The 15,761-nt window shown below is 74.8% G+C and carries 14 protein-coding genes; 9 read left to right on the forward strand and 5 right to left on the reverse strand.

Features of this window, described 5'->3' with window-relative positions:
• Positions 1-3: 3 nt before the first annotated feature.
• Positions 4-759, reverse strand: coding sequence for an alpha/beta fold hydrolase (locus ACZ4V6_RS11160; protein ID WP_467825128.1), 756 nt, complete (start codon positions 757-759; stop codon positions 4-6).
• Between the two features lie 143 nt (positions 760-902).
• Between ACZ4V6_RS11160 and ACZ4V6_RS11165 the strand changes: the two genes are divergently transcribed.
• The gene (locus ACZ4V6_RS11165) at positions 903-1,427 is read left to right on the forward strand and encodes a PadR family transcriptional regulator (protein WP_467825623.1); all 525 of its coding nucleotides are present in this window, start codon (positions 903-905) and stop codon (positions 1,425-1,427) included.
• On the opposite strand, the gene ACZ4V6_RS11170 is transcribed toward ACZ4V6_RS11165, so the two are convergent.
• Entirely contained in the window at positions 1,413-2,309 is an 897-nt protein-coding gene (locus ACZ4V6_RS11170) for an oxygenase MpaB family protein (RefSeq protein ID WP_467825131.1), read from the reverse strand. The two genes, ACZ4V6_RS11165 and ACZ4V6_RS11170, sit on opposite strands and share 15 nt — an antisense overlap.
• Positions 2,310-2,405: 96 nt before the next feature.
• Between ACZ4V6_RS11170 and ACZ4V6_RS11175 the strand changes: the two genes are divergently transcribed.
• Both ACZ4V6_RS11175 and ACZ4V6_RS11180 read left to right on the forward strand, forming a co-directional pair.
• Entirely contained in the window at positions 2,406-2,702 is a 297-nt protein-coding gene (locus tag ACZ4V6_RS11175) for a hypothetical protein (protein WP_467825133.1), read from the forward strand.
• Between the two features lie 139 nt (positions 2,703-2,841).
• Entirely contained in the window at positions 2,842-3,759 is a 918-nt protein-coding gene (locus ACZ4V6_RS11180) for a hypothetical protein (protein WP_467825135.1), read from the forward strand.
• 16 nt (positions 3,760-3,775) lie between these two features.
• On the opposite strand, the gene ACZ4V6_RS11185 is transcribed toward ACZ4V6_RS11180, so the two are convergent.
• Positions 3,776-3,958: a hypothetical protein gene (locus ACZ4V6_RS11185; RefSeq protein WP_467825138.1), complete on the reverse strand. Its 183-nt coding sequence runs from the start codon at positions 3,956-3,958 to the stop codon at positions 3,776-3,778.
• Positions 3,959-4,247: 289 nt separating this feature from the next.
• Here ACZ4V6_RS11185 and ACZ4V6_RS11190 point away from each other — a divergent pair, with 289 nt between their 5' ends.
• Both ACZ4V6_RS11190 and ACZ4V6_RS11195 read left to right on the forward strand, forming a co-directional pair.
• Positions 4,248-7,082 carry a DEAD/DEAH box helicase gene (locus ACZ4V6_RS11190; RefSeq protein ID WP_467825140.1) on the forward strand — a complete coding sequence of 945 codons (2,835 nt, stop codon included), beginning with the start codon at positions 4,248-4,250 and terminating at the stop codon, positions 7,080-7,082.
• Positions 7,079-8,392 (forward strand): SWF or SNF family helicase, encoded by a 1,314-nt coding sequence (locus ACZ4V6_RS11195; RefSeq protein WP_467825142.1) that lies wholly within the window; start codon positions 7,079-7,081, stop codon positions 8,390-8,392. Before ACZ4V6_RS11190 ends, ACZ4V6_RS11195 begins: the two co-directional genes overlap by 4 nt.
• A gap of 144 nt (positions 8,393-8,536) precedes the next feature.
• Here ACZ4V6_RS11195 and ACZ4V6_RS11200 read toward each other — a convergent pair whose 3' ends face one another.
• Both ACZ4V6_RS11200 and xylA read right to left on the reverse strand, forming a co-directional pair.
• A complete protein-coding gene (locus tag ACZ4V6_RS11200; RefSeq protein WP_467825144.1) occupies positions 8,537-8,980 on the reverse strand; it encodes an NUDIX hydrolase in 444 nt (147 codons plus the stop codon).
• Between the two features lie 110 nt (positions 8,981-9,090).
• On the reverse strand, positions 9,091-10,254 hold the full coding sequence (gene xylA / locus ACZ4V6_RS11205; protein ID WP_467825147.1) for a xylose isomerase: 1,164 nt from the start codon (positions 10,252-10,254) through the stop codon (positions 9,091-9,093).
• A 197-nt stretch (positions 10,255-10,451) separates the two neighbouring features.
• Between xylA and xylB the strand changes: the two genes are divergently transcribed.
• The 4 genes from xylB to ACZ4V6_RS11225 all read left to right on the forward strand — a co-directional run bounded on the left by xylB (position 10,452) and on the right by ACZ4V6_RS11225 (position 15,697).
• A complete protein-coding gene (gene xylB / locus ACZ4V6_RS11210) occupies positions 10,452-11,897 on the forward strand; it encodes a xylulokinase (protein WP_467825149.1) in 1,446 nt (481 codons plus the stop codon).
• Positions 11,898-12,137: 240 nt separating this feature from the next.
• A complete protein-coding gene (locus ACZ4V6_RS11215; RefSeq protein ID WP_467825151.1) occupies positions 12,138-13,349 on the forward strand; it encodes an ROK family protein in 1,212 nt (403 codons plus the stop codon).
• Positions 13,350-13,720: 371 nt separating this feature from the next.
• Positions 13,721-14,329 (forward strand): N-acetylmuramoyl-L-alanine amidase, encoded by a 609-nt coding sequence (locus tag ACZ4V6_RS11220; RefSeq protein ID WP_467825154.1) that lies wholly within the window; start codon positions 13,721-13,723, stop codon positions 14,327-14,329.
• A gap of 108 nt (positions 14,330-14,437) precedes the next feature.
• Entirely contained in the window at positions 14,438-15,697 is a 1,260-nt protein-coding gene (locus ACZ4V6_RS11225) for a GAF domain-containing protein (RefSeq protein ID WP_467825157.1), read from the forward strand.
• The last annotated feature ends 64 nt before the right edge of the window (positions 15,698-15,761 follow it).

Below are 15,761 nucleotides of genomic sequence, written 5' to 3' on the forward strand. Positions count from 1 at the left end.
CGCTCAGACCCGTCCCGCGACGGCCGCCGCGAACGCGTCCGGGTTGTCGAACATGACGTTGTGCCCCGCGCCCGGCACGGTCACCACGCACACGCCCGCGGCCTCCAGGGCCCCGCGGCCGGCCAGTTCACCGCTGAACTCGCCCTGCAGGTACACGCGGTCGATGTCCAGCCCTTCGAGCAGGGTGCGCATCACCGGTTCCGACCCGCGCCGCAGACCGACGGCGGAGCGGTGCAGGGCGCGCGGGTCGGCCAGCCTCATCGTCGCGGCCCACCGGGGGCCGACGTTCTCGAGCACGCGCGCGTGGGCACCGTGCACGAAGTCGTCCTCCTCGTGGACGGCGATGCCGCTGCTGCCGGCGGTCGGCGGCGGGAAGGCGTCGAGGTTGGCCTCGGCGAGGACGAGGCGGGAGACCAGTTCGGACCGCCGGTGGGCCAGGACGACGGCGACCGAGCCGCCCATGCTGTGCGCGATCAGTTCGGCACCGGTCACGCCCGCCGCGTCCAACGCCGCGGCGAGCGCACCCGCGTGGTCGTCGAGGGTGTAACCGAAGTCCTGGGGCCGGTCGCTGATGCCGTGGCCGGGCAGGTCGACGAAGAGGCTGCGCCGGCCCGCGAGTTCGGGGCGGGACGCGATGTGCGCGTGGTACACGGACGACATCGCCCCGAGTCCGTGCACGTACACCCGTGCCGGTTCCGCCCCCGGCGTCTCCGTCCAGCGGATGCGGCTTCCTCCGGCGTCGAACTCGGTCTCCCTCATCCCGTCTTCCCTTCGTCGGGCGGACCGCGGCGTTCCCGCGCCGGGAAAGAATACATCGCAACCGATGTATGAATGAACCGGAGTATCCGTGGCCCGAGGTAAGAGGTGGCAGGTGGACAACGGCCATGCGCGAGAATGCGGGCATGCTGGAGCTGGCCATCCTCGGTTTTCTGTACGACGCCCCACTGCACGGCTACGAACTGCGCAAGCGCATCGGCGCGCTGACCGGACACGTGCGTCCCGTCGCCGAGAGCACGCTCTATCCCGCGATCAAGCGGCTGGAGAAGGCGGGTCTGCTGGCGCGCACCACACGGCCCGGCTCGGTCGCCGCCCCACGCCACGTCCTGACGCTCACCGAGGAGGGTCGGCGTGAACTGCGCCGCCGGCTGGCGGAGCCCGCGCGGCGCGACATCACCGACGAGAACCGCTGGTTCACGGTGCTCGCCTTCCTCCGGCACCTGGACGACGCCGCCGCCCAGACGGCCGTGCTGCGCCGTCGGCTGGCCTTCCTGGAGGAGCCCACGAGCTTCTTCCACGACGGTGACCGGCCGCTGCGCGCGGAGGAACTGGACGACCCCTTCCGGCGCGGCGTGCTGACCATCGCGCGGGCGACCTCGCGCGCCGAACTCAGCTGGCTGCGGGAGACGATCGGTTCACTCGACGGCTGACGTGCCGATGTGGCGCACGGGACAGCCCGCCGCGCCGGGGGCCGGGCGGGTGCCCAGGTCCGCCAGCCGGTAGCCGTTCGGGTAGCCCTTGACCTCCCGGTTCTGCCGGGCGTGGTGCGGGGCGCGCCGCGGCGGCATGAGGCGGACCGCGCGTCCCCGCAGCCGTACCGCGCGGCGCGCGATCGCACGGGTGGCGGGCGCCGGCGGGGCGTAGCGGAAGGCCCGCAGGAGGGGCTCGTCGAGCAGGGCGAGGGTGCCGGCCCGCAGGAGGGGCGCGAGGGGACGCGGGTACCAGGAGGTCATGAGATCGAGTGTGGCGTCGGAGACCCGGCGCGCGCCCTCGTCCCACGCGAAGTGGGCCTCTTCGTAGGCGTCGAGGAAGGCCTCGAACTCCTCGTAGGACTCCGGGATGTCCTTGATGCCCATGTGCCGCCCCAGGGTGCGGTAGTGGACGGCGCAGGCGACGGTCTCGTGGCCGGACATCCTGCGCCAGCCGTAGGCGTCGATCCAGCGTTTGGGCATCACGACGAAGGTGCACAGGACGTACCGCATGTCGTCATCGGTGATGTCGTAGCTGCGGTGCATCTGGTTGATGCGGCGGATCGCCGTGCGCCCCTCCTCGCTGCCGAAGCCGTGCTCGACGACGGCGTCGAGGAGCAGCACGGTGTCGTCGTACCGCTTCTGGGGGCGGTCCGTGAGTTCCGCCGTCTCGGCCAGCAGCCGGCCGATGCTCGGCACGGCGTAGGTGCGGTAGAGGGCGAGTTCGAGCGCGCGGGTGAAGTCCCAGGGGAACTCGTAGGCGGAGGAGAGCCGGTAGATCTCCGAAGCGTCCCGGTACGGGTCCATCCGCCGGATCTCCTCGAGCCGTTCGAAGCGCTTCACGGTGGCCGTCCCCTTCTGCTGTCGAGGCTTCAACTCTACGTTGAACGGCAGGAGATGAACGATCAGCCATGACATCGGCAGGGGAGGGTGGTCAGCATGCTCGGCAGGACCCGCAAGGTCTGGGGCGGATGGGTCGGCACCCGGCGCACGGAGGGGAGGTCGGAGAGGGACGCGCGCTCGCACAATCTGTTCGAGGCGGCCGCCGCGTACGTCTCGGCGTGTGCGGACGACGACCAGGAGGGCATCGACGAGGCGGCGGGGTGGGTGTCGCCGGAGGCCCTGTCCTTCGGGGTGAACGAGCTGGCGTGCCGGGCGGTCGTCGCGCTCGCACGGGAACGCGGCGAGTCGCCGCGGGACGTGGCCCGTGCGCTGCTCGGGCTTCCGGCGGTGTGACGCGCGCCGCCCCGGAATCCGGTCGATTCGCCCCCGACCGCCCGGAGAACCGCAGCTCGGCCGGGTGCGGAGCCCGTGACAAGGGCCTCCTGGTCGCACTAGGGTGCGCGCCGTTGGACGAACCGATGGGGAGGCTGGGATGGCAGGGACGGACGAGGACACCGTCGCCGCCGCGGACGATGCGCTCTATGTGCTCACCGCGGTGCTGCTGACACCGGCGAAGTTCCCGAGTGTGCTGGGCGACGACTACCCGGAGGCGTGCGCCGCGCTGGGTCTCCCTCCGCTGGCCGACGGCTACGGGCTGGTGCTCGGCCAGGACGGGGACGGCGCCCGGTGGACCGTCGTCATCGACGACGTCTCGCTGGTCGCCGTCGCCGTGGCCTCCTGGGACTGCGGAATGGAGTACGACCTGTCGCCGGACGAGCGTACGGTCGTCGCCGCCCTGCCCGGCTGGCCCCTCGCGGTCGCCGTGGCGGCCCCGGACGTGCCCGCGCCGCACGACCCCGACCCCGAGCTGTCCGGCCGGCCCCCGCTGGCCCCGCCGGACACCGCGGTGTGGGGGCCCGCCCAGCGGCGCCTGGGCGCCGACGAGATCGCGCTCCAGTGGGCGCGGTGGCGGGAGCAGGTCGACGACGCCGACTTCCCGGCGCCGGCCGGGGACGCCGGCCCGGGAGACGGTGCGGAGCGGGAGGGCGGGGCGGACGCGGAGGACGCGGACGCGGAGAACGCGGACGCGGAAGACACCGACGCCGTCACAGGGACCGCCGGCGCCGCGGCCGGCGCACCGGGACACGGTGGTGTCCGGCGGGTGCTCGCGGAGGCCCGCGCCTACGTCGACACGCCTCCGCCGCTCGGCCGGGTCCGGTCGTCGTTCGCGCCGGGCGACGCGCGGACCCTGCGCGCCGACGGCCCCGGCTGGTCCCTCGTGGCCAGGACCGACGACATCGCCTTCGTCCTGCTGGACGAGGAACCCGGTGAGGTGCTGCCGGTGGGCCGGGGCCCGGAGCTGCCCGGCCTGCTGGACGCCCTCGACGCGATGGCCGTCCGGCCCGGCTGATCCGGGCGTCAGCGCGTCAGCGACCGAGCTCCTTGCGCGTGACGCGGCGCAGCCTGCGCCGCTGCGAGGGGTCCAGCGTGAGGTACGCGGCGGCCGGGACTCCGAGGACTATCAGCAGGGCGGCCCACCAGGGCAGCCAGATGAGCAGGATCAGTCCGGCCGCCGCACCCCCCGCGGCGATCTTGGCGTTCTTCGACATGGTGCGCCTCCTTCGCGGCGACTGCCGCCTCTGTCCGGGAAACGGGCCCGCGCTTCCCGCAGTTCCGCACCTCGCCCCTGAGACGACCCTGAGACCTGACCCTTGTCCAACCCCGAGAAGCCGTCGGTGACCGTACTCGGGGCGTCCCGTCGGCAGTGGCCCGGAACACAGTGAGACGGCACCCGCAGCATCGTAGCTCATGTATAATCGGCGACCGCGACTTCCACTAGTCAAATTTGAGGAATACGTCATCGCTGCGCAGACGGCCCTTCCCGCAACCATCTCCTCCATGTCAGAACTCGCCCGGTGCTGCGCCGTGTTCGTGCCCGGCGACCCGGCCCGTACCGGCACGGTCGCCTTCTGGCGGCCCGACGGCGAGGACCCGCCGCCCGTCCCCTCGGCGTCCGTGACGGACCTGACGGTCCTGGTACCGGACGGCGGCGGGGTGGAAGCGGTCCACGCGCCCGCCGTCCTGCTGCCGGTGCGGGAGGCGCTGCCGGTCCTCACGCGTGCGCGTGCCGGCGCGTCCGGCCACCGGGCGGCCGTGTTCTGGGGCGCCGTCGCCGTGGAGGCCCTGCACCTGGTGGCACGGGGACTGCTGCTGCCCGGCCTGACCGGGACCGACCACGACGCGTGGCGCGCGGGCCCGCTGGACGCGCGGGACACCGAACGGGTCCGCCACCTCGCCGCCGCCATGCCCCCCGAGGCGCACGCCGTCCCGGTGGGCGACGCCGGGCCGCCCCGGCTGCCGGACCCGGAACGGCTGGTGCGCGCCTTCCTGGACGCCGTCGCCGACGCACTGCCCCGCTCCCCCGCCGCCACGCTGGTGACGGGCGGACCCGCCTACGCGGCGGCGGAGCCGCGGAAGCTGCCCGAGCTGCGCGCCTGGGCCGCCGACGTCGCCGCGGGACACGACACGGGCGTGCGGCTGTCGCTGCGCGTCGAGGTACGGAACCTGACGGCCGCCTCCGGGGACGCGTCACCGGCCTTCCGGGCCGTGCCCCAGGTGCACAGCGTGAGCGATCCCGCGCGCGTCGCGGACACCGCCGAGGTGTGGTCCGGCGCCGTGGGCGACGCGTTCGGCACGCGCGCGCGGACGGACGCCCTGCTCGCGCTGCGCCGTGCGGCACGGGCCTGGCCGCCGCTGGCCCCGCTGCTGTCGGCCACCGTGCCGGAGGCCGTCGAACTCGCCGACGAGGAGGTCGCCGAGCTCCTCGGAGCGGGCACCCGGGCGCTCGCCGGCGCCGGCGTCGACGTGCACTGGCCGCGGGAGCTGGTCCGTGACCTCACCACCCGCGCGGAGGTCGGACCGCCCGACGGCGAACCGGTGCCGGGCGCCGCCTTCGGGGACGGCGGGCCGTCGTTCCTGTCCGCCGACGCGCTGCTCGCCTTCGACTGGTGGTTCGCCCTGGGCGACGAGCGGCTCACGCGCGACGAACTGGACCGGCTCGCCGAGGCCGGCCGGCCCGTGGTGCGGCTGCGCGACCGGTGGGTCCTCGTCGACCCGGAGGAGGTGCGCCGGGCCCGCGCCCGGCAGGACCACAAGGTCACGCCCGTCGACGCGCTCGCCGCCGCCCTGACGGGCTCGACGGAGGTCGACGGACGCCGCGTCGAGGTGCGGCCCACCGGATGGCTGGCGGCCCTGCGGGAGCGGATCGCCGATCCCGAGGGGCAGGACGCCGTCGCCCAGCCGGCCGCCCTCGACGCCACGCTGCGCGACTACCAGCGGCGGGGCCTGAACTGGCTGGCCCGCATGACCTCCCTGGGCCTGGGCTGCTGTCTCGCCGACGACATGGGCCTCGGCAAGACGATCACGCTGATCGCCCTGCACCTGCACCGGCAGACCGACGCGTCGGCCGCCGGTCCCACCCTGGTCGTCTGCCCGACGTCCCTGATGGGCAACTGGCAGCGCGAGATCGAGCGGTTCGCGCCCGGCACGCCCGTGCGGCGCTTCCACGGCCCCCGGCGCGACCTGACGGACCCGGCCGACGGCGAGTTCGTGCTCACCACCTACGGCACCATGCGTCTGGACGCGGAACGGCTGGCCGCCGTGGAGTGGGGCATGGTCGTGGCGGACGAGGCCCAGCACGTGAAGAACCCGTACTCGGAGACCGCGCGGCAGCTGCGTTCCATCGGCGCACGCGCGCGCGTGGCGCTCACCGGCACGCCGGTGGAGAACAACCTGTCGGAGCTGTGGGCCGTCCTGGACTGGGCCGTCCCGGGGCTGCTGGGCCGGCTCGGCACCTTCCGCAGGCGTTACGCGCAGGCCGTCGAGGGCGGCCAGGACCCGGCCGCGGCGGAGCGGCTGTCCCGGCTCGTGCGGCCGTTCCTGCTCCGGCGCCGCAAGTCGGACCCGGGGATCGCGCCCGAACTGCCGCCGAAGACCGAGACCGACCATCCCGTGTCGCTGACCGCGGAGCAGACGGGCCTGTACGAGGCGGTGGTGCGCGAGGCGCTCGCGGAGATCTCCGGAGCCGACAGCATGGCGCGGCGGGGGCTGATCGTGAAGCTGCTGACGAGCCTGAAGCAGATCTGCAACCACCCGGCGCAGTACCTCAAGGAGGACCGTTCCGGCGGTCCGGGGATCGCCGGTCGCTCCGGGAAGCTGGAACTCCTGGACGAACTGCTCGGCACGATCCTCGCCGAGGACGCGAGCGTGCTCGTGTTCACCCAGTACGTGCAGATGGCACGGATCCTCGAACGGCACCTGGCCGCCCGCGGCGTGCCGTCGCTGTTCCTGCACGGCGGTACGCCGGTCACCGAACGGGAGGCGCTGGTACGGCGGTTCCAGGACGGCGAGGTCCCCGTCTTCCTGCTGTCCCTGAAGGCGGCGGGCACCGGGCTGAACCTCACGCGCGCGGAGCACGTCGTGCACTACGACCGCTGGTGGAACCCGGCCGTCGAGGCCCAGGCGACCGACCGCGCCCACCGCATCGGCCAGACCCGGCCGGTGCAGGTCCACCGGCTGATCGCCGAGGGGACCGTCGAGGACCGCATCGCGGCCCTGCTGAACCGCAAGAGCGCGCTGGCCGACGCCGTGCTGGGAACGGGCGAGGCGGCACTCACGGAACTGACGGACGCGGAACTGGCCGATCTGGTCGACCTGCGCGGGGGTGTGCGATGACTCGGTACGACGGCGATGACGGCGACGGGTTCGACGGCGGCGACAACGGCGCCGGCCGCGGCGAGGAACGGACGTTCGCCCCGTTGCCGCCCTCGCCCGGCAGGGGATTCGCGCGGACCTGGTGGGGGCGGGCCTGGCTGAAGGCCCTGGAGGACGCGGCCATGGACGGCGCGCAGGTGAAGGAGGGACGGCGTCTCGCGCGCGCGGGAGCGGTCGGGGCCGTCTCGGTGCGGCCGGGCCGCATCACGGCGGTGGTCCAGGACCGGGACCGTACGGCGCACCGCGCCGACGTCCTGCTCGAGGAGCTGTCCGACGAGCAGTGGGACCGCTTCGTCGACATGGCGGTCGAGCGCTCCGGCCACGTCGCGGCTCTGCTGGACCGGGAGATGCCCCCGCACCTGGTCGAGGACGCCGCGTCGGCGGGCATCGACCTGCTGCCCGGCCTGGGCGACCTGGAACCGGAGTGCGACTGCGGCACCTGGGACCACTGCGGGCACACCGCGGCGCTCTGCTACCAGGTGGCGCGGCTGCTGGACCGGGATCCCCTCGTCCTGCTGCTGATGCGCGGGCGCGGCGAGAGCGCCGTGCTGTCCGCCCTGGAGTCACGCGACGGCGCGCCCGTCGAAGGGACGGCCTCCCGGCCGGAGGGGGTGGACGCGGCCGAGGCCTACGCGGCGGGGCAGCTGCTGCCTCCCCCGCCTCCGCCTCCCCTCCTTCCGGACGGGCCCGGCGAACCGCCGGCCCTGGACACCGAGGCGGCGCCGCCGCCCGGTGTCGACCCGGCGGCGCTGTCCTTCCTGGCCTCCCGTACCGCGGCGGAGGCGCACCGTCTGCTCGCCGACGCCCTGCGCGCCGGACACGACCGGCAGCCGGCCGCTGCGGAGCCGACGGCCGCGCAGGACGCCGTTCGCCTGGCCGCGGGCGACCCCGAGGCGGCCGTGCGGGAGCGTCTCGGCGACGGCTCGGGGCGCGGCCACGAGGCGCTGGCCGCCGCCGTACGCGCGTGGCGGCTGGGAGGCGCGGCCGCGCTGTCGGTGCTCGAGGAGGAGTGGACGGTGCGGGGCGACACGCTCTCCCGCGCGCGTGCGGCGCTGGACGCGACCTGGGACGGGGACGAGAGGCCGTCCCTGCGGGCACGGGCCAACCGCTGGACCGTCGTCGGTTCGCCGCACCAGATCCGCCTGGACCGGAACGGCCGCTGGTGGCCGTTCCGCGAGGAAGGCGGCCACTGGGTCCCCGCGGGCGGCCCGGCCCGGGACCCGGCGACGGCCCTGGCCTCGGCGGCACTCACGGCCGGGGACGAGCCGTGACGCCGTGACCGCCGTGGCGGTGCGCGTGACCGCCGCGGCGGTGCGGGCGTCGGGCAGGCACGCCGGTGCCCTACGGTCGCCACGCGGCCCGGCGGGGCTGTGTCCCGCCGGGCCGCGAGCCGGGTCCTGGCCCCGTCCCGGCCGTCACGGGGCCAGGGAACCGGCTTGCCGGAGCAGCGGCAGGACGTGGTCGGTGACCGCGGGCGCGAGCCGGATGCCGTCCTCGTGTCCGGAGATCCACCTCATGTCCGCCAACTCGGCCGCGGGCCGGGGCGGGCGGTCGATGTGCGCCTCGAAGAGCGTCAGCCGCATCGGCACTCCCTCCAGGACCGCGACGGACTCGACGCGGGCCAGCAGGCGGGGCTGCCGCGGCTCGACGCCCAGTTCCTCGTCCAGTTCGCGGACCAGGGCCTCCAACGGCGTCTCGCCCGCGTCGGGTTTGCCTCCGGGCAGGTAGAAGACGTCGGGGGCGGCCCGCTTGCTCACGACCAGCAGCCGCCCCCGTTGCACGATCGCCGCCGCCACGACGGCGAGCGACTCGCCCTCACCGGAGCCCGGGGCGACCGTCACTCCACGCTCTTGTGTCATGTCCGTCATCCTCGCAGGCGCCCGGGCAGCGACGACGAGGCCCTGGCGCCGTCCGCTCCGGCACCCGCCCCGTGGAGCGCGGTGGGTGCCGGAGCGGATCCCGGGAGCGTTCAGCGGGCGCCGAGGAGGTGGTCCATGGCGAGCTGGTCGAGCTGCTCGAAGGCCATGCCGCGGGCGGCGGCGGCGTCGACGTCGAAGGTGTCGAAGGCCGTGGCGTCCTCGAGGAGGCCCTTGAGCCCGTCGGGGGCGGTGGGCTGGGCGAGCTCGTCCAGGCGGGCCGCGGCGAGGGCCTCCTGCACGGCGGGGTCGGCGCGGAAGGCGGCGGCCCGCTCCTTGAGGATGAGGTAGTTGCGCATGCAGCCGGCGGCCGACGCCCACACCCCGTCGAAGTCCTCGGTGCGCGGCGGCTTGAAGTCGAAGTGCCGCGGCCCCGCGTACCCGGCCCGCTCCAGCAGGTCGACGAGCCAGAACGCGGCACGCAGGTCACCGGCGCCGAAACGGAGGTCCTGGTCGTACTTGATGCCGGACTGGCCGTTGAGGTCGATGTGGAACAGCTTGCCCGCCCACAGGGCCTGCGCGATGCCGTGCGGGAAGTTCAGGCCGGCCATCTGCTCGTGCCCGACCTCGGGGTTCACGCCGTACAGCTCGGGGCGCTCCAGCCGCTCGATGAACGCCAGGGCGTGTCCCACCGTGGGCAGCAGGATGTCGCCGCGCGGCTCGTTCGGCTTCGGCTCGATCGCGAACCTGATGTCGTAGCCCTGCCCGGTGACGTACTCGCCCAGCAGGTCGAAGGCCTCCTTCATCCGGTCGAGCGCGTCCCGCACGTCCTTGGCGGCCCCGGACTCCGCGCCCTCGCGGCCGCCCCAGGCCACGTACACCGAGGCGCCCAGTTCCACCGCGAGGTCGATGTTGCGGATCGTCTTGCGCAGCGCGTACCGGCGCACGTCACGGTCGTTCGCGGTGAAGGCGCCGTCCTTGAACACCGGGTGGGTGAACAGGTTCGTCGTCGCCATCGGCACCTTCATGCCGGTCGCGTCCAGCGCCTGCCGGAACCGCTTGACCGTGGCCTGCCGCTCCGTGTCGCTCGCGCCGAACGGGATCAGGTCGTCGTCGTGGAACGTGACGCCGTACGCGCCCAGCTCGGCCAGTCGCTGCACCGACTCGACGGGGTCCAGTGCCGGACGGGTGGCGTCCCCGAACGGATCCCGGCCCTGCCAGCCGACCGTCCACAGACCGAACGTGAACTTGTCCTCGGGAGTGGGCTGGTAGTTCATTCCACGGCTCCTTGCTCGCTGGCGACTATTTCGTCATGGCGATTTACAAATTAGTATGCACACGCGGTCCGGGGAAGGGAACAAGGTGCCTCCCGGCGGATCGCGTCCGGGTCCCAGGCGACCCGGTCCGCACAGAACCCCGGCTCGGACGCGACCGAGCCACAGAGCCGCACCGTCCCGGAAGAGGGAGTAGTCCGATGTCAGCAGCCGAGGGTCCGCTCGTCGTCGGCGTGGACACGTCCACCCAGTCCACCAAGGCGCTGGTCGTCGACACGGCCACCGGCCGGGTCGTCGCCGGCGGCCAGGCGCCCCACACCGTGTCCTTTGGAGCCGGCCGCGAGAGCGACCCGCGACAGTGGTGGGACGCCCTGTGCGCGGCCCTGGACCAGTGCGGCGACGCGGCCCGCGAAGCCGCCGCCGTGTCGATCGGCGGACAGCAGCACGGCCTCGTCACGCTGGACGCCGCGGGCGACCCGGTGCGCCCGGCCCTGCTCTGGAACGACGTCCGCTCGGCGCCGCAGGCCCGCCGCCTGATCGAGGAACTGGGCGGGGCCAAGGCCTGGGCGGAGCGCACGGGCAGCGTGCCCAGCGCCTCCTTCACCGTCACCAAGTGGGCCTGGCTGGCCGAGCACGAGCCGGAGGCGGTCCGCGCCGTCAAGGCCGTGCGCCTCCCCCACGACTACCTCACCGAGCGGCTCACCGGCGAGGGGACCACCGACCGCGGTGACGCGTCCGGCACCGGCTGGTGGGCGTCCGGGACGGAGTCGTACGACGCGGAGACCCTCGCGCGCGTGGGGCTCGATCCGGCGCTGCTGCCCCGGATCGTCCGGCCCGGCGAACCGGCCGGCACCGTGCGCGACGGCCACGACCTGCCGTTCGCCAAGGGCACCCTGGTCGCCGGCGGCACCGGCGACAACGCTGCCGCCGCGCTGGGCCTCGGAGTGCGCCCCGGTGTGCCGGTGATGAGCCTCGGCACCTCCGGCACGGTGTACGCCGTGTCACAGCGGCGGCCCGCCGATCCGACCGGCACCGTGGCGGGTTTCGCCGACGCGCGCGGCGACTGGCTGCCACTGGCCTGCACCCTGAACTGCACGCTCGCCGTCGACCGCGTGGCGGCCCTGCTGGGCCTGGACCGGGAGGCCGTCGAACCCGGCACGGACGTCACCCTCCTGCCCTACCTGGACGGCGAACGCACCCCGAACCTGCCGCACTCCTCCGGTCTGCTGTACGGGCTGCGCCACGACACGACCGCCGGCCAGCTGCTCCAGGCCGCGTACGACGGCGCCGTCCACTCGCTGCTCGGCGCGCTCGACCTGGTCCTCGACGCGGACGCGGACCCCTCCGCGCCGCTGCTGCTGATCGGCGGCGGCGCACGCGGGACGGCGTGGCAGCAGACCGTGCGCCGTCTCTCGGGGCGTCCCGTCCAGATCCCCGAGGCCCGGGAACTGGTGGCGCTCGGCGCCGCGGCGCAGGCGGCCGGCCTGCTCACCGGGGAGGATCCGGCGGCCGTCGCCCGGCGCTGGGACACGGCCGCCGGACCGGTGCTCGACGCCGTGGAACGGGACGAGGCGACGCTGACCAGGATCGCCGGGGTAGTCTCCGACTCGGCGCCGCTCCTGGAGCGGGACGGGGGCACCCGCTGACGACGTGCTCGCGCGGGCGGCGGCGTCACGGACGGACACCGTCACGAGCCGTCCCCGCGGTACGCCTCCGGGCGCGCGCCGACGGGGCCGTCCCGGCACGGCCTCCGCGCCGGGCCCCGGCCGAGGCGTCCACCGGTCGTCCGCGGACGACGACGTGGCCAGGGGCGGCCGGGACCGGCCGGAGGACCGACGAGCACCGACCGAGCACCGCACACGTACCGACCGAGGACTGACGGAGGCATGACCGCACCCCCGCACGAAGCGCGTCCGGCCCGCCCCGGGCGCGCCCTGCCGGACACCCAGCAGGGCATGCGCCGTCGCAACCTCTCCCGGGTGATGCACACCGTCGGCGCCGAGGGGCCGCTGTCACGGGCGGCCGTCGCCTCCCGGATCGGGCTGACGCGCGCGGCCGTGTCGTCCCTCGTGGACGAACTCATCCGCTCGGGTCTGCTGGAGGAGCTGGGGCCCGAACGTCCCGGGCGGGTGGGCCGGCCCGGATCGGCGCTCGCCGTCAGCGCGAAGGGCCCGGCCGGGATCGGCGCGGAGGTCGGCGTCGACCACCTCGCGGTCTGCGCGGTCGACCTGCGCGGCCGGGTACGGGCGCGGGCCGTGCGGTACGGCAGCAATCGCGGCCGCTCGCTGGAGCCGGTGGTCGAGCAGCTCACCGGCCTGGTGCGGACGGTCGCCGCGGAGGCGGAGGCGGAGGGCCTGTGGCCGGCCGGGCTGGCCGTGGCCGTGCCGGGTCTCGTGGCACGGGACGGACGGACCGTCGTCCACGCCCCGAACCTCGACTGGCACGACGCCGACCTCGGCGCGCTGCTGCCCTCCGACGTCCCGCTGGCCGTGGACAACGAGGCCAACTTCGGTGCCCTCGCCGAGCTCTGGCTCGGCGAGGGCACCCCGCGGGACTTCCTGCACGTCTCCGCCGAGATCGGCATCGGTGCGGCCGTCGTCGTCGACGGCCGCCTGCTGCGCGGCACCCGGGGCTTCGCGGGCGAGCTGGGACACGTGCCGGTGCATCCGGACGGGCCGGAGTGCCCCTGCGGGGGGCGTGGCTGCCTGGAGCAGTACGCCGGCGAGAGGGCGGTGCTGCGCGCGGCCGGCGTGGAACCGGTCGAGGACCGTGTCGGGCTGCTCGCGGGGCGCGCCGCCGAGGGCGACGAGGCCGTACGGCGCGCCCTGCGCGAGGCGGGGACCGCGCTCGGCATCGCGCTGACCGGAGCGGTCAACCTGCTGGATCCCGAGGGCGTGGTGCTGGGCGGCGCGCTGGCCGGACTCGCGCCCTGGCTACTGCCGTCCCTGCGGGACGAGCTGGCCCGGCGCACGGCCGGTCCCGCCTGCCCCGTTTCCGTGTCGGAGCTCGGTCCACAGGGACCGCTGCTCGGCGCGGCGCACTCCGTGATCCGGGGCGTCCTGGACGATCCGGCGGCCGCGGTGGCCGAGCGGGCCTGAGACCGGCCACGTCGGGCGGCGGGCGGCAGGAGCAGCAGGAGCCGCAGAGCGGCAAGGGCCGGAGAGCAGTACCCGGAGCCCACGGCGCTCACTCGATCGAGTGAGCGCCGTGTCCACAACATCGCGGTCGTCCACCGAACCGCGACGCGTACTTATGCCCAACCCGACTCCCTCGTACGGTGGTTCACGCGAAGCCCTTCGTGTCCGCGGTACAAGGGCGCCGCGACCTCCTGCCCGCCCCTCGGCGTTCGGCCCCGCTCCTCGCAACCAAGCCGTCGCCCCGCCGTTGGCCACCGTGCGCGACACGGCACCGCGCCGTGGCACCGCGCACCCCCACCCGCGCACCCCCACCCACGAAAGGCGGTCCTCCCGTGGAAACGGAAAGGACGACATCTCCCCCGACCAGGCGGCGGCTCCTGCAGGGCGCCGCGCTCGCCACCGTCTCCTCCGCACTGCTGTCCGGTACGCGAGCCGCCGCACGACCCCGGGCCGCCGCCGACTACCCGTCCGCCGAGTGGCAGCCGGCGAGCACGTCCAACTACAGCCGGTCGGACCGCCCCCTCACCTATCCCGTCGATCACGTGGTCGTCCACGTCACGCAGGAGACGTACGCCGACACGCTCTCCATCTTCCGCGATCCGGACAGACGGGTGTCCGCCCACTACGTCGTCCGGTCCGCCGACGGGCACGTCGCGCAGTGCGTCCGCGAGTCCGACGTCGCCTGGCACGCCGGGAACTGGGACTACAACACCCGCAGCATCGGCATCGAGCACGAGGGCTGGGTGGACCGGCCGGAGTACCTCACCGACGCCCTGTACGAGCAGTCGGCGCGGCTCACCGCGGCGATCTGCGCCACGTACGACATCCCCAGGGACCGCGCGCACATCATCGGGCACCACGAGGTACCGGGCAGCGACCACACGGATCCGGGACCGCTGTGGGACTGGACGCGGTACATCAGACTGGTCAACTTCGCCTGACACGCGGCGGACGGCCACGTTCGGGCGATCGGGCCGGTCGAAGTGGTTGTCCGAGCCCGCCCACGGAGTGACGATGTCCCCGTCGTACCGCTCTCCGGGGAGGCCGAGTTGACCGATTCATGGCTGGCTCTGGAACCTGGGGCCGATCCCGTCGAGCGCGCGCGGACGCTACGGCGCGCGCACGAGACGTTCACCGAGGCGGGCACGGTGTCGCGGCCCGTGCGCGCCGTGGTGGCGGAGTCGTGGCGGCGGTCCGTCCGGGCGGGTGTCGGCCCGGACGGCACCGCGAGCGTGGAGCTCATGGACGGTGACCTCGGCGCGTACCGCGCCGAGCACCCGCTGGCACGGGTGATGCCGCTGTTCCGTGAACTCCTGGGCGCGTTCGCGGCCGACGGCGAGCATCTGCTGGCGGTGTGCGACGCGCACGGCAGGCTGCTGTGGGTCGAGGGGCATCCGGTCGCCCGGCGGCGGGCGGAGCGGATGAACTTCGTGCCGGGTGCCCGGTGGGCGGAGTCCGCGGTGGGGACGAACGCGCCGGGCACGGCGGTGGCCCTCGGCCGGCCGGTACAGGTCTTCGCGGCCGAGCACTTCATCCGGCGGGTCCAGCCGTGGACGTGCGCGGCGGCTCCGGTGCACGATCCGCGTACCGGGCGGGTGCTGGGCGCCGTGGACATCACGGGCGGGGACGGGCTAGCGCATCCGCACAGCCTGGGCTTCGTCCAGGCCGTGGCCCGTGCCGCGGAGTCCCAGCCGGCGCTGCTCACGCCGGAGCGGCCCGCCGCCGGCACGGCCGAACTGACCGCGCTGGGCCATGACGAGGCACTGCTGAGCCACGGCGGCGGCAGGATCCGGCTCAGCCGGCGGCACAGCGAGATCGTGGTGCTGCTGGCACACCGCCCGGAGGGCCTGACCGGTGACGAACTGCTGTGCGCACTGTACGAGGACGAGACGGTGCCCCCGGTGACCCTGCGAGCCGAACTGGCGCGCCTGCGCCGGGTGCTGGGGCCGGACGTGCTGGCCTCCCGCCCGTACCGGCTCACGGTACCCGTCGAGTCCGACGCCGCCGTGGTCGAGCGCCGCCTGCGGGCGGGTGGCGTGACGGCGGCCGCGGCGGCGTACGCCGGCCCCCTGCTGCCCGGTTCCCTGGCCCCGGCGGTGGCACGGCACCGGCGTCGGCTCGCCGACGACCTGCGCGCCGCGTTGATCGCCTGCCGTGACCCCGACCTCCTGGCCGACTGGGCGCACGCGCCGTGGGGCGAGGACGACCTGGACGTCTGGCGTGCGCTGGCCTCCGTCCGGCCCACCGCCGCGGTGCTGTCCCGGCTCGCCGCGCTGGAGTCCGAGCTCGCCGCGCCACGCGCGTGGTGACGGCCCGCCGGTGAACGGCGGACACCGCTCCGGGGCCGCCGCCTCTCACGCAACGTCCCCGCAA

The organism is Streptomyces sp. NPDC029152 (genome assembly GCF_055564355.1).

Excerpts from the sequence above, each read along its gene's own strand:
- ACZ4V6_RS11160 (WP_467825128.1), bottom strand. The coding sequence starts at position 759 with ATGAGGGAGACCGAGTTCGACGCCGGAGGAAGCCGCATCCGCTGGACG.
- ACZ4V6_RS11165 (WP_467825623.1), top strand. The coding sequence starts at position 903 with ATGCTGGAGCTGGCCATCCTCGGTTTTCTGTACGACGCCCCACTGCAC.
- ACZ4V6_RS11175 (WP_467825133.1), top strand. The coding sequence starts at position 2,406 with ATGCTCGGCAGGACCCGCAAGGTCTGGGGCGGATGGGTCGGCACCCGG.
- ACZ4V6_RS11180 (WP_467825135.1), top strand. The coding sequence starts at position 2,842 with ATGGCAGGGACGGACGAGGACACCGTCGCCGCCGCGGACGATGCGCTC.
- ACZ4V6_RS11185 (WP_467825138.1), bottom strand. The coding sequence starts at position 3,958 with ATGTCGAAGAACGCCAAGATCGCCGCGGGGGGTGCGGCGGCCGGACTG.
- ACZ4V6_RS11190 (WP_467825140.1), top strand. The coding sequence starts at position 4,248 with ATGTCAGAACTCGCCCGGTGCTGCGCCGTGTTCGTGCCCGGCGACCCG.
- ACZ4V6_RS11195 (WP_467825142.1), top strand. The coding sequence starts at position 7,079 with ATGACTCGGTACGACGGCGATGACGGCGACGGGTTCGACGGCGGCGAC.
- ACZ4V6_RS11200 (WP_467825144.1), bottom strand. The coding sequence starts at position 8,980 with ATGACACAAGAGCGTGGAGTGACGGTCGCCCCGGGCTCCGGTGAGGGC.
- xylA (WP_467825147.1), bottom strand. The coding sequence starts at position 10,254 with ATGAACTACCAGCCCACTCCCGAGGACAAGTTCACGTTCGGTCTGTGG.
- xylB (WP_467825149.1), top strand. The coding sequence starts at position 10,452 with ATGTCAGCAGCCGAGGGTCCGCTCGTCGTCGGCGTGGACACGTCCACC.
- ACZ4V6_RS11215 (WP_467825151.1), top strand. The coding sequence starts at position 12,138 with ATGACCGCACCCCCGCACGAAGCGCGTCCGGCCCGCCCCGGGCGCGCC.